Origin of the sequence: Psychrobacter glaciei, assembly GCF_014652895.1 — a bacterium.
Lineage (GTDB): Bacteria > Pseudomonadota > Gammaproteobacteria > Pseudomonadales > Moraxellaceae > Psychrobacter > Psychrobacter glaciei.
In genome coordinates, this window is the sequence record NZ_BMZR01000004.1 from 65,916 (window position 1) to 79,393 (window position 13,478).

Genomic DNA, 13,478 nt, shown 5'->3' on the forward strand with positions numbered 1-13,478 from the left:
AAATCCTTAGTACAACAGCTCACTCTTTTTTCTACAGTAACTAACGCTGGTATTATTAGCAGCGCGGTCTTCTGCTTCATAAATCGTTTGCTATCCATCCCATATATATATTGAGCTTATTTGTTATGAATATCGATTTTGTCACCTATTAGATGAGTCATTACGATGTCAAAAAAACAGCCTAATCGGCTTGCCCAACTTATCGATCATCAAGCCTTTGCTGGTAGCGCGCTACCCCAAACCCTTGCTGACAATATGCGTCTATATATTGAAGCAACCACTGAGATAAAAGAGCTTCTAATAGACTGTCTACCGGAAGAAATCCTTAGTACCTGCTGGGTCGTTGGCTTAACCTCTGAGCAGTTGACACTCAGTGTGGGCTCAATGACCGCTGCTAACCATATTCGCTATTTACAGAACGCTTATTTGCAGATATTAACAGAGCAGTCGATTACATTTAAACAACTCAAGCAAATTCGCGTCGTTGTAGCTAAAATATCTGCGCATAGTCTTTCATCTAAAAAACCATTAGCGCTATCAGCAACTTTATCAAAGTCTCACAAAGCCAATGAAAATCAGGCTCTTAGCCAAAACACAAAGCGGACTATATCACAGGCCGCAGAGCATGTCACCACTGATGAAAAGCTCAAAAAAGCACTTTTGCGCTTAGCAAATCATTAAAAATCCCGACTTCAACATGTAAAGTTATGTAACTATTTTCAAAAAACGTGGCCATTTACGCTAGGTTTTTGTAATGACGTAAACAAAAAAAATCATCTGTTAGTCAGCTTCACAATGTGAATACGACTAACAGATGATTTTTTGATTACCTACAGCGTCGGTATTATCTACGCTAACGTTGTATTGTTTAAAAATACTTACTTATATATCTATGTATGAGAATATAAATTAACGGTTCTTATAACCATTTTATGTAATATTGCGTAAATGTTTCGATACTTCGTGTGTATTCCTGTATTCATCCTTCAACTGCTACCCCTTTTAGGGGCAAATATTCGATAGGACAGGTTACATTGTCATCAAAAGTTACAATTTCAAAGCTATCAGGATTAGACAATATCTCACGTACCAACAAATTATTTAATGCATGACCAGACTTATAAGCGTTAAAACGACCCAAAATTGGATAGCCAATCAGATATAAATCGCCTAGAGCATCCAAAATTTTATGGCGCACGAATTCATCATTAAAACGTAAGCCTTCTTCATTAAGGATATTAGCCTCGTCGATGACAATCGCGTTTTCCATACTACCGCCTAAAGCCAAGTTATTCTGACGTAGGGCTTCGATGTCTCGTAAAAAACCAAAAGTACGCGCTGAACTCAGCTCTTCTATAAAGTTTTGCGTAGAAAACTGTAGCTGTGCATGCTGAAAGTTTTTATCAATAGCAGGATGATCAAAGTCAATCTCAAAATTTAATTCAAAGCCTTCATAAGGGCGTAGCTCTGCCCATTTATCGTCTACTTTTACTTTTATTGGTCTTACAATCTTAATGAACTTCTTTGAAGCTTCTTGCTCACAAAAACCAGCTTGCATCAGTAACGCGACAAACGGTGCAGCACTACCATCCATGATAGGTATTTCTGATGCGGAAACACGAATCAATAGGTTATCAACACCCAGTCCAGCAATTGCACTTAATAAGTGTTCTACAGTACCTACACGTGCGCCACCGAATACGAGATTGGATGACATCATAGTATCTTGTACTAAAAAAGCACTGGCTGGAATTGGCTGACTGCCTTCAATATCTGAGCGCTCGAAAACAATACCAGTATCAACTGGCTGTGGATGAAACTCTAAATCAACAGGCTGACCACTATGGAGACCGGTACCTGTAACAGCTATTGCTGCTTTTATGGTTCGTTGGTTCATGGCTGTTTTCCCACATATTTTGTTACAATTGACCTAGTGTACCATTATCCACACCTCATTCGCCATAGTTAAAAAGCGTTAATTTTCTTATCTCTTTGATTGATAACACTTATCGTGATTTTTTTATTCGAATGAATTAGATTTTACCGACCTATAAATTACCTTAATAAACAGATATTTAGGAATAAATATAATGATTACATCATATATCGCACGGTATATGGCTAAGGCGTGTTTGATCCTTTAATCATGCACTGACAGAGACTATCTGTGATAGTTCAGCACGCTCTAACAATGGCTTTCTAAAAAATAATGTTTCAAAACAAATCATTTCTTATGGATGAGCACAAAAAAGCCAGCGACATAGCGCTGGCTTTTTCTGACCAATAATATTGCAAAACACTTATTTATTTTGTTGACGCTTTAAATAGTCTTGAATGCTGTTGGTCTTGGTTTTGGGCTGCTCTTGCGTCGGATTTGCACGCGCTAAACTATCTTGATGCAGCTGCGCTTGTGACTGCTTTTGGCTGTTTAGCGCACTGGTATGCAAGTTAGGATCAACAGGCTGTGTGCTATTCACAGAAGGCACAGGCTGCTCCACTACTTCTGGCTCTTGGCCTGCATTTTCATCCAACGTCAAACCCGTTGCAATAACGGTCACATGTAGATCTTCACCCATTTTTTCATCGATGACAGAACCATAGAAGATATGGGCATCATCGATATCGGTAATTTCTTCGACGATTGCGCTGATTTTGCTCATCTCATCTAATGATAATGACTCAGAAGAGATAACGTTAACCAGTAGACCTTTGGCGTTTTCTAAACGTAAATCATCAAGCAATGGTGATCTAATGGCTTTTTCAGTGGCTTGACGCGCACGATCATCACCGCTGGCACGACCAATACCCATCATGGCGTGACCTTTAGCAGTCATCGCCGTACGGATATCGTTAAAGTCAATATTGATCATACCTTCGCTTGCGATGGTTTCAGCAATACCTTGCACGGCGTGTAATAACACATCGTCCGCTTTTTTGAACGCATCTTGCATAGAGATATTGCCGTAGACGCTCATCAGCTTGTCATTTGGAATGGTAATGATAGAGTCAACGAAGTTAGTCAGTTGCTCAATACCAGCCTTAGCTGCTTTGATACGTTTCCCGCCTTCGAATTTGAAAGGTGTGGTCACAACAGCGACCGTCAATACTTCCATCTCTTTGGCAATACGAGCCACGACTGGCGCTGCACCCGTACCAGTGCCGCCGCCCATTCCAGCGGTAATAAAGACCATGTCTGAATGTTCGAGTAATGCGCGGATGGCTTCTTCTTCGCTTTCTGCTGCTTCACGTCCGACTTCTGGATTGGCACCAGCGCCTAGACCGCGGTTAGTTTTTGCGCCAAGTTGTAACTTATGCGGCGCTGTCAGACGATCAAGTGCTTGTTTATCCGTATTAGCACAGACGAACGTCACACCTCTAATTCCTTGTTGTACCATATGTTCAACCGCATTACCGCCACCACCACCCACACCGAATACTGTGAAGCTTGCTTGGCCGTTATTTTGAAGCTGGTTATCATCTGGCATGGTGTATTTTGACATAAAAAAGATTCTCCAGTTGCAGATAGCGTGATGGTCGATACATGGTAACGCACTCATATGACGCGCTATCGACTTACTATATATAAATGTATTTAAATAAAACAGGGCTATATCTTAAACCGTTAAGCTTGGACGAAAATATGTCATCATTGCTCAGGGCATTAACTTCAATGTTACTTTCAATATTACTTTCGATATTACGTTATACGCTTAATTGTGGTACACCTTTCAAAACAACAACGCTTATTGTATAAGCATTCTTTTATATAAATATGTTTATACCAACGTCATTAGCAACGGAGTTATAGTATCTTTTTGAGCACACTAGCAAAACGTTGCCCTGCACTTTGAAAGACGCCTGTTACTCTGTTTTTTTGAATCGCTTCCGGTTCGCTTTTTTCACTGTGGCGAAACTGCTCGCTTTGGCTATATAGTAGTGTACCAAATGCCGTTTGATAAGCGCGATCATTGACTTGGATATTTAGCTGTTTAAATGATTCGTCATTATCAAAGTGATTATAAGCGCTGATTGCTGGGTGGGTATTGGTCAAAACGACTGGCATTTTAAGCAGCTTTTTGGCAAAGGGTATCATGCCTTTGATCACACTACCGCCGCCTGTCAGCACGATGCCTTTATCAATATAGCTGATCAAATCTGCCTCATGCAATTGACGCGCCACTTCAGTAAAGATTTGCACATAACGCGCTTCAATAATACGGGCTAAATTATAAATACCAATATTAATCTCGTCGCTGGTCCCTTGCGGTTTAAAGATAAAGAATGAGCTAGGATCGACGCTATTGACATCGACCGTACCATGCGATTTTTTAAGTTTTTCAGCTTCTATCATCGATATCCCGACATCTGCTGAAATATCCATCGTCACTTCATGGCTGCCAGTCGCGATACAATGCGTAAAAATCAACTTGTTTTCTTTGTAGACACAGATGCTAGTCGTGCTCGCTCCGATATCAACCAGACAGACACCCTGCTGGCGCTCATCACTCATCAAGCTATATTCTGCACTGGTCACCGCATCGAAGACAATGTGATCGATGCCGACATCACAACTCTGCAATAGTTTTTGGATGTTCTGACGACTGGCGACCGGCATCATCATCATGTGATACATCACGCTGATATTGTGCGCCACCGTCTCAATCGCATCGTCGACCATAAAGTCTTGTTCATCGACATAGATACCTTGCTGGCAACAATGCATCAAATAATAGTCTGATGACAAGTCGCGTGATTTGGCGTTGGCCAACGCCTGTACCATATCTTTGGCACGTACGACTTCATCCTCTACTAGTACTTCGCCCGCACTGTTCTTGCTCAGGAGCTCAGGCGTTGCCAAGGTCAACCACACACTATGCACACGGCAATTGGCAGTATCTTCTGCTTCTTGAATGGCTTGCCTGATAGCACCTTGCAAGCGTTCGCGATGTTTTATTTGACCTTGATAAAAGTCACTATTTTTAACTTGCCCTACACCCATAATACGAATGTCTTTTGCAGAGACAACGCTGCCAATAACGACATAAACTGCCGTGGCACTTAGATGGACAACAACCAGATTTTCAGTATTTTTCATGGTACCAGACAAATTATCGCTAAACAGGAAACCAAATGACGTCTCCATTAAATCATTAAAAAATCATTATCTTTACGCCGTTATATCCTACCGCACCTACAATCTCTATGCTAAATAAACAAAGTGTCATGAATTACTGGTGGTTTATCAACTACTTTTGCTTACTGTTTTTACTACTCACTATTTTTTGTGACAGTCAGATTTTTGGTGCTTCGATTTCTGGTTGTGCCATATTCCAAGCGATGGTAAAGCCATTTTTATAACGTAAATCTACAGACTGTATCTCATTTCGGCGATTACTTAATTGATTACCTAGTAATTGACTAAGATTCAGCAGCTTTTGCGCGGTATTTTCATTATCAACAATGACTCGCTGACCGTTATCAAAACGAATGAGCCATGTCATTCTTGGCGACAGGATAATATCTGCAACTTGCATATCGAGTGGTGCATACCAATCGTTAATTTGTTGCATCTGTTGCATGATGACCGGCGCTTGCGTTATCTCACCTTGCAAAGTGGCAAATTGGGCTTGGGTCAAATCCTTACTATCAGCAGGGACAAAAACAATCCCCTTTGCATCGACTAAACGTTCAGTACCAAAATTTGCAACTGCCTGCTTGGGCAACGCTGTGACCACAATGCCACGTTGCCAGTCACGAGTCACACTCACTTGATCCACCCAAGCAAGACCCGTAGTAATATCTCTTAATGCTTGTAAATCAGAAGTAAAAAAACTGCTCACTTTCTGTTGATTCATGACTTGCTGTAGCTTTTGGTACTGAGCAACAGTGAGTCCTTGATTGCTGACATGAATGGCAGCTGGAGGCGCATCACGTAAGGCTTTACCACCCATAATCAATATAAGCACTAGCAAACCTAACACCAATACCATAAAAAAATATCTGACCGAATTCGGTACTTGGAAGTTAGATGTTGGACGACGGGCTTTATCACTCATCAAGTCAGTTACGTCGTTGACAGTTTGAGCCATAATGACCTTTGTCCCTGTTTTTGCATAAAGCTATTTGCATGAAGCCAATAGTGCTTTTGTTAAAGGTGAGTCTGCTTATATTTTGCAGCGACATATTAAACGAATATACTATCAAAAATTTTATCTAAAAACGTCTTTGAGACGCTATCATTCTCGATTAAGCGTCTATTTCTCTCGATTTACAACGCAAGGTCATAAATCATTCATAAATATCACTAAAACGATTCAATAATTACAATATTAACGTATTTTGCGGTCAAACAATAGCCTAACCCCTACTACGGACAACGAATTTACACAAGTTTACATGAAGCTGTGGTATAGCAGGGCTAGCGATACATTCAATTATGCTTATGTTTGCCAACAACCAACAGTATCAGTGCTATTCGAACGATTATTTTTACTCATTAATAGCCGTTTTTTAAACATCTATACTATCAATAATTCTGCCATAAACTGCATCATTCATATCAACCTAGATAAAAACATCTGAGCTAAGGTTATCAATTGTTTATAACGTTTGCGCAAGGATATGCCAGCACAGTGTATCAAAATCCATACCGCGAGCTTTGGCTGCCATCGGTACCAGACTATGACTGGTCATACCCGGTACGGTGTTGATTTCAAGTAACCAAAAATTGCCCGCCTCATCTTGCATGGCATCGATACGCCCCCAGCCTTTTGCGTCTACTGCGCGAAATGCCGCAAGGCTCAAGTCTTGCAAATGCTTTTCATCAGCATCATTCAAGCCGCACGGAATATAGTAGCTGGTATCGTTACGATTGTATTTGGCTTCAAAATCGTAGAAGTTGGTGATATCAGCAGGTTCAAGACGGATGACCGGATAGGCTTCGTCATCGATAATGACAATCGTAAACTCGCGACCAGTAATCCAGCGCTCAGCCATGACCGCATCACCGCACTGTACCGCTGTTGCATAAGCCGCTGGCAACTCGTCCAAGTTATTAACCTTGGTCATGCCAATACTGGATCCTTCATGAACTGGCTTGATAATAAGTGGTAAACCTAGCATGTTAACCACTTGCTGCCAGTCGGTATCGGCCGTCAATAATGAAAATGGTGCCGTCGCTAAACCACAACCTTGCCACAATTGCTTGGTACGAACTTTGTCCATGCCTAGCGCTGATGCCAAAATGCCTGAGCCTGTCTGCGGAATATCAAACCATTGCAACACGCCTTGTAGCAAGCCATCTTCGCCGCCGCGACCATGCAACACGTTAAACACGCGATCATAGTCACGAAGCTCAGTAATGTCTTGATGCTTAGGGTCAAAATGAGTGGCATCAACGCCTTGGTTTTGTAGCGCCTGCAATACAGCGGCACCACTATCCAATGATACGCTGCGCTCATTGCTGCTGCCACCATAAATGACGGCTACTTTACCAAATTGTCCAGCATCTTTTACTTTGTTAGAAGCAGCGCTCAATGGCTTGTCTTGGTTCGACTGGTTATTTTTCATATCACTCTTCTCTGCTTGTGCAGCAGCTGCTAGAGCGGACTCTGGATTGATAATGGCTGTTTTATCCTCAGCAGCATCAATAGCATTATTATTGTTTGTACTTTCTTGATTATCGTTCGTTGTCATAAGGACAGTTCCTAAAATTTTTAGCTTACTAAATGTAAAGGTTATTGGCAGCCAAGTCGACAGCAATCTGTCCCACATTACCTGCACCCTGAGTAATGAGCATATCGTTGGCTTTTAGTAAACGTTGCATGACAGGGGCTAAATTATCTTTATCAATAATCGTCGGTTCAACCTCACCACGCAAACGAATACTGCGCGCTAATGATTTGGTATCAGCGCCCGTAATCGGACTCTCACCTGCTGAATATACATCCAATAACAGTAGCTCATCAACACTTGATAGTACTTCCACGAAATCATCGTAGCAATCACGGGTACGGCTGTAACGATGCGGTTGAAATAGCATTACCAAACGACGATCAGGGAAACTTTGACGAGCGGCCTTAATGGTGGCGTCGACTTCTTTTGGGTGATGACCATAGTCGTCGATCAATAAGACATTACCATCATCGATATCGACAGAGGCATGCTGCTCAAATCGACGACCAACGCCTTCAAACTTCTGCAAAGCGCGTTTGATCGCTTCATCATCGACACCTTCATCGGTCGCCATGGTGATAGCGGCAAGTGCATTGTAGACGTTATGCGTACCAGGAATATTAAGCGTCAAGCGCAAAGGCTCACGGTCACGGCGTAATACTGTGAAGTGCGTTTTAGTGCCTTCCGTCACCAAGTCAACGCCTTGTACGTCGTTAAAAGGTTCAAGCCCAAAGGTCAAGACTGGGCGACCAATATCATCAATCATTGCATACAATTCTGGATCATCACCGCACACCACTGCCAAGCCATAAAACGGCATGTTTTGCAAAAACTGAATATAAGCCGCTTTTAATTTATCAAAGCTATTCTCATACGTTTCCATATGGTCTTGGTCGATATTGGTCACAATCGCTGCCATCGGATGTAAAGACAAAAACGATGCATCAGACTCATCGGCTTCTGCCACCAAGAAGCGGCTGCTACCAAGTGCGGCATTTTTGCCAGAGGCGTTCAGCTTACCACCAATTACGTAAGTAGGATCGAGCTGGCCTTCTGCCATCATCGTGGTGAGCAAACTGGTCGTGGTGGTTTTGCCATGCGCGCCAGCAACCGCGATGCCATGACGATAGCGCATCAACTCACCCAACATATCGGCACGGCGTACCACTGGCAGACGCGCTTCTAATGCTGCTTTTACTTCAGGGTTGCTACGATCAATCGCTGATGAGACGACAATAACATCCGCATTGGCGATATTTATGGAGTCATGACCGATCGATATCTCGATGCCAATCTGCTGTAGGCGCTTCGTCACCAAGCTTTCTGCGATGTCAGAACCACTTACTTCGTAACCTTGATTGTTCATTACCTCTGCGATACCGCACATACCTGAACCGCCAATACCAACAAAATGCAAATGCTGAATACGGCGCATCTCTGGTATTTCAATCAAACGCTTAGGTAAGGCTTTTGCAGAGGTAGACATAAGGATCTCTCTTTATTAAAGGTCAATAAAATTTGGTAAATTAAAAATAATGGGTATGAGTTGCAGGCTACAACGCTTGCCAAATAATATCGGCAACTTGCTTACTCGCACTACGATTGGCAAGAGCATGACCTTTTTTTGCCATCGTTAAGCACTTTTCTCGATTAAGTACAGCAAGCTCATCACTCAAACGCTTGGCTGTCAACTCCGACTGCGGTAACAAGACTGCCGCATCATGTGAGGTTAGCGTGCGAGCATTAGCCGTTTGGTGATCATCAACGGCATGTGGTAACGGCACAAAAATAGCAGCAATTCCAACGTTTTGAATTTCCGTCACGGTCAACGCGCCTGCACGGCATACAATCATATCTGCCCAGTTATAAGCCGCTGCCATATCGTCGATAAAAGGCTGTACCGTAAACTGATGCCTGCTTAAGTCTTCGCTATCGTAAGCTGCTTGCGTGGCGGCCTCATTGTTACGCCCGCATTGGTGACGCACTTCAAAAGGCTCGTTTAGCAATGCAAGCGCTTTTGGCACGGTGTCATTTAAGGCTTGAGCGCCAAGTGATCCGCCTACTACCAGCAATTTAAGCGGTGAGCGATCATTCACATCATAGCGTACCGTTGGCTCTGCGACACCTGTAATGGCATTGCGCACTGGATTGCCTACTGTCTCAAGCTTGGCATTCTGCGCACTATTAGCAAAGGTATCCTCAAACGCTTGTAACGTCTTAGTCGAAAGCTTAGACAGATAGCGATTGCTCATGCCAGCGATGGCATTTTGCTCATGGATAATCAGTGGCGTATTGGTTAGACGTGCAGCGATACCACCAGGTGCAGTCACATAACCACCGAATCCAACGACCACATCAATCTGATTACTACGAATCACTTTTACGGCAGCCATGGTCGCTGACAGCAGAGTCATTGGTAGCTTTAATAGTCGACCAACGCCTTTACCACGCAGCCCTTGCATATTAATAGCATGAAAAGTATAGCCAGTCGGTTTGACCAAACCATTTTCCATTCCGTTTGGCGTTCCTAACCAATGAATGACCGCACCGCGTTGGGTCAGCTCATCACTAACGGCAAGCGCTGGAAAAACGTGCCCGCCAGTACCAGCTGCCATCATCAATATATGCGGTGTTTTCATAAACGCCTGCCTATCTTTACTTTATTTATATGAAGGGTTTATCTCGCTGCCGTGATGTCTTTTATAAAAAATGATGACACGGTAAAAGCCCGCATAGTATAGAGGAAATCATTGCTTTGTATACAGCACTTTATGCAGCAAAAATAACAAAAATCCAAGCCATGATCGATCACAGCTTGGCGTCGTGTAACGCTAATAAACGGTAAGAAAAATCAATGACTAACAATACCTTAAAATATGGGTTTTACGTAGTCAAAGTATTCCTTAACATAGATAAAACTATGCAGTAAATTTATTCTCAATCGCCATGATAAAGTCGGTCGCAATATCTGTACCGCATTGATCATCAATCTCACGTACACAGGTGGGGCTAGTGACGTTAATCTCAGTGATACGCCCACCGATTAAGTCTAGACCAACGAACATTAGGCCTTTTTGTTTGACGATTGGCGCGACTACTTCTGCTACTTGACGCTCAACATCAGTCAGCGGCATGGCAACACCGCTACCGCCAGCTGCGAGATTACCACGGGTCTCGCCTTTGCTTGGAATACGGGCCAAGCTATAATCTATCACGACGCCATCGACGATTAATACACGCTTATCGCCATCTTTAATCTCTGGCAAGTAACGCTGCGCCATGATTGGCAGTGTCTCAAGTTCAGTCAGCACCTCAATCGTTACACCAATATTGGGACTGTCAGCGGTCAAACGGAAGATACCAGTTCCACCCATGCCGTCTAGTGGCTTGACGATGACATCCTGCTGTTCAGCGATAAACTGACGAATATGTGCCTGTTTACTGGTCACAATCGTCGGGCTCATATACTCGCTAAACCATGTCGCAAATATTTTTTCATTACAATCACGGATCGCTTGTGGATCATTGACCACGAGCACGCCTGCCGCTTTGGCGTGATCGAGCATATAAGTCGCATAAATAAAGCGCATATCAAACGGTGGGTCTTTACGCATCAAAATCACGTCATAACCACTGACTGGACCTGTGCTTTTATCACCCAACGTATAAAAATCTGCTGGATCACGCTTTACCGTGAGCGGCTGAGTATCAACCATTAGCTGTCCACGATCCAACCATAAATCATGAATCTGACAGTAGCCAAGCTGATGCCCGCGATCTTGCGCTGCCCACATCATCGCCAAGCTGGTGTCTTTTTTATAATTAACCCGTTCGATAGGATCCATGATGACGAGTATTTTTAAAGATTTTTTTTGATTTTCTTGGCTCATGATAAGGCTCACTTACGTTATATTTTTATTAAAACAGATTCAAAATTCAGTGCCCAACTATACGCCGTACTGCGCGCGGTAATGTTGCATTTTGGCTAGTTGAGTCGCATCTTTGTACTGGCTCTCGCCGTCTGACAAATAGCTGATTAAGTCGTCAATATCGACCAGTGCGCGCACTGGCACTTCTAGCGTCGCAGCAAGCTCTTGAATAGCAGAATGCTCAGCCAAGCCTTTTTCTTTACGATCAAGGGCCACGATAATACCTGCCACACTGGCACCTGCTTGCTCTAAAATATCGACCACTTCGCGCATCGCTGTGCCAGCCGTAATGACATCGTCAAGTACCCAAACTGCTTTGCCACTGACATCAGCACCGACCAAATTACCACCTTCACCGTGGGTTTTGGCTTCTTTACGGTTATAACCCCACTTGGCATTGATACCATGATGGTGCCATAAGGCTTGCGCGGTTGCAGCCACAAATGGAATACCTTTATAAGCCGCGCCAAAAATAACCAGCTCTTGCTCATCTGTACCGTTATTGCTAGCAGCCATTTGTTCAGCCATTTGTTCGGCCAAGGCATCGGCATAACCGCGCGCGAGCAACGACAACATCTCACCCGTCGCTAGCAAGCCAGCATTAAAAAAATACGGACTAATGCGACCAGACTTGAGTACAAACTCACCGAACTTAAGCACTTGGTTGTCTAAAGCCAATTGAATGAATTGATGAGATGAAAACGTTGGGTCTTGAGAGCGTGGTACGTGAGACATTATGACATTCCTATCAGCAAAAAGAGGGGCGAAAAACTGGCATTATTGTACGCATTATTGATCAGCTTGACCAACCATTGATCTCATAATTCTGCATATTGGCATAGCGAGTCAGTAAGCCACTACGTGATGAGACATTAAAATAGCTTTGGCCATCGTTCCGTACTTGTATCTCCCAGCCCAAATGATAAGCGGCAACAATAATGTGACCAGAAAACATCCGAATTTGACGATATGCATGGCGCTGCGAGGGCTCACAAACAATCTGACTGAGCAAATAGCTACGCACATGCTGACATATTTGCGCAGCGCTATAGCTATGATTGATACTTTTGCGCGTACTACACTGTTTTAGAGCATGGACAGCAGCACTACAGGCCATGATATCTGTCGCTAAACTACCCTCTCCTGTCTCAAACTGCTGCGGCTGCAAAACCACTTGCCAATCATCGGCATACAGACTATTAAGCAATTCATCAGGATTATAACGCTTGGTCAATGCTCGTAGCGATGCTGAAGCGTCGTGGCGTTTATTATCTGACTCAATCATTTCAGAGCGATCAGCAGGCCTAAGCCCAAAGCGGTGCAGTTTTGGATAAGCACGAATGGCCTTTTGGATATCTGACATATCTAACATAGTCATATCGGATAATGCTGATAACAATGGCTGCTCGCTATGATTCTCATAAAAGTTATCAGGCAACTTGATAAGCTTGGCAGCATTGAGCAATGACAAATGCTCAGCCAGCGCTTCTGAAGCAATCAGTGCCCATTTCGAAAAGCGGTCTTCATTGGGCTGATAGAACCGCGCAGAGTTACCGTAAAGCCGTCTCAATTGACCGTTCAAGCGGCGGGCAGGCTCTGGGATATCAGTTAAGGGCCGTGCAGGATCAAGGGGAGATTGTCTGGGATCAAAGTTGGGGTGGACGATTGCAGGCTGCTGTGAATCAGCTAGCATAGACGATTGCTCAGCCTTTTTTTGCACATGGTTTTCTGCCAGCTTACCGCCTTCTGCTGCCAGATTAGCATGAGACAAACGGTCATCAGAAGTAGAAGGCTGGGTCATGAAATCTCCATAGTTTATAAAATATAAAACGAATAAGAATGCTTAAATCAGGCAATTATCTTACTCTTAAGGGC

11 protein-coding genes are annotated in these 13,478 nt (G+C 43.4%); 1 reads left to right on the top strand and 10 read right to left on the bottom strand.

Annotated features, from left to right (window positions below):
- Positions 1 to 165: 165 nt before the first annotated feature.
- Complete coding sequence (locus tag IE130_RS10170; protein ID WP_189585447.1) at positions 166 to 681, top strand: hypothetical protein; 516 nt, start codon at positions 166 to 168, stop codon at positions 679 to 681.
- 298 nt (positions 682 to 979) lie between these two features.
- Here IE130_RS10170 and lpxC read toward each other — a convergent pair whose 3' ends face one another.
- The 10 genes from lpxC to IE130_RS10220 all read right to left on the bottom strand — a co-directional run bounded on the left by lpxC (position 980) and on the right by IE130_RS10220 (position 13,404).
- Positions 980 to 1,897 (bottom strand): UDP-3-O-acyl-N-acetylglucosamine deacetylase, encoded by a 918-nt coding sequence (gene lpxC / locus IE130_RS10175; protein WP_189585450.1) that lies wholly within the window; start codon positions 1,895 to 1,897, stop codon positions 980 to 982.
- A 403-nt stretch (positions 1,898 to 2,300) separates the two neighbouring features.
- On the bottom strand, positions 2,301 to 3,500 hold the full coding sequence (gene ftsZ, locus IE130_RS10180) for a cell division protein FtsZ (protein WP_010201472.1): 1,200 nt from the start codon (positions 3,498 to 3,500) through the stop codon (positions 2,301 to 2,303).
- Positions 3,501 to 3,802: 302 nt separating this feature from the next.
- Positions 3,803 to 5,095 carry a cell division protein FtsA gene (ftsA, locus tag IE130_RS10185; protein ID WP_201574509.1) on the bottom strand — a complete coding sequence of 431 codons (1,293 nt, stop codon included), beginning with the start codon at positions 5,093 to 5,095 and terminating at the stop codon, positions 3,803 to 3,805.
- Between the two features lie 196 nt (positions 5,096 to 5,291).
- Complete coding sequence (locus tag IE130_RS10190) at positions 5,292 to 6,089, bottom strand: cell division protein FtsQ/DivIB (RefSeq protein WP_189585455.1); 798 nt, start codon at positions 6,087 to 6,089, stop codon at positions 5,292 to 5,294.
- Between the two features lie 511 nt (positions 6,090 to 6,600).
- Entirely contained in the window at positions 6,601 to 7,569 is a 969-nt protein-coding gene (locus IE130_RS10195) for a D-alanine--D-alanine ligase (protein ID WP_189585798.1), read from the bottom strand.
- A gap of 154 nt (positions 7,570 to 7,723) precedes the next feature.
- Entirely contained in the window at positions 7,724 to 9,160 is a 1,437-nt protein-coding gene (murC, locus tag IE130_RS10200) for a UDP-N-acetylmuramate--L-alanine ligase (protein ID WP_189585459.1), read from the bottom strand.
- 67 nt (positions 9,161 to 9,227) lie between these two features.
- Entirely contained in the window at positions 9,228 to 10,313 is a 1,086-nt protein-coding gene (gene murG, locus IE130_RS10205; RefSeq protein WP_189585462.1) for an undecaprenyldiphospho-muramoylpentapeptide beta-N-acetylglucosaminyltransferase, read from the bottom strand.
- 279 nt (positions 10,314 to 10,592) lie between these two features.
- The gene (gshB, locus tag IE130_RS10210) at positions 10,593 to 11,564 is read right to left on the bottom strand and encodes a glutathione synthase (protein WP_189585465.1); all 972 of its coding nucleotides are present in this window, start codon (positions 11,562 to 11,564) and stop codon (positions 10,593 to 10,595) included.
- A gap of 57 nt (positions 11,565 to 11,621) precedes the next feature.
- Entirely contained in the window at positions 11,622 to 12,338 is a 717-nt protein-coding gene (gene pyrE / locus IE130_RS10215) for an orotate phosphoribosyltransferase (protein WP_189585468.1), read from the bottom strand.
- A 61-nt stretch (positions 12,339 to 12,399) separates the two neighbouring features.
- A complete protein-coding gene (locus IE130_RS10220) occupies positions 12,400 to 13,404 on the bottom strand; it encodes a hypothetical protein (protein WP_189585471.1) in 1,005 nt (334 codons plus the stop codon).
- Positions 13,405 to 13,478: the final 74 nt, after the last annotated feature.

Coding starts and splice junctions, on each gene's coding strand:
- IE130_RS10170 (WP_189585447.1), top strand. CDS start 166: ATGTCAAAAAAACAGCCTAATCGGCTTGCCCAACTTATCGATCATCAA.
- lpxC (WP_189585450.1), bottom strand. CDS start 1,897: ATGAACCAACGAACCATAAAAGCAGCAATAGCTGTTACAGGTACCGGT.
- ftsZ (WP_010201472.1), bottom strand. CDS start 3,500: ATGTCAAAATACACCATGCCAGATGATAACCAGCTTCAAAATAACGGC.
- ftsA (WP_201574509.1), bottom strand. CDS start 5,095: ATGAAAAATACTGAAAATCTGGTTGTTGTCCATCTAAGTGCCACGGCA.
- IE130_RS10190 (WP_189585455.1), bottom strand. CDS start 6,089: ATGGCTCAAACTGTCAACGACGTAACTGACTTGATGAGTGATAAAGCC.
- IE130_RS10195 (WP_189585798.1), bottom strand. CDS start 7,569: ATGAAAAATAACCAGTCGAACCAAGACAAGCCATTGAGCGCTGCTTCT.
- murC (WP_189585459.1), bottom strand. CDS start 9,160: ATGTCTACCTCTGCAAAAGCCTTACCTAAGCGTTTGATTGAAATACCA.
- murG (WP_189585462.1), bottom strand. CDS start 10,313: ATGAAAACACCGCATATATTGATGATGGCAGCTGGTACTGGCGGGCAC.
- gshB (WP_189585465.1), bottom strand. CDS start 11,564: ATGAGCCAAGAAAATCAAAAAAAATCTTTAAAAATACTCGTCATCATG.
- pyrE (WP_189585468.1), bottom strand. CDS start 12,338: ATGTCTCACGTACCACGCTCTCAAGACCCAACGTTTTCATCTCATCAA.
- IE130_RS10220 (WP_189585471.1), bottom strand. CDS start 13,404: ATGACCCAGCCTTCTACTTCTGATGACCGTTTGTCTCATGCTAATCTG.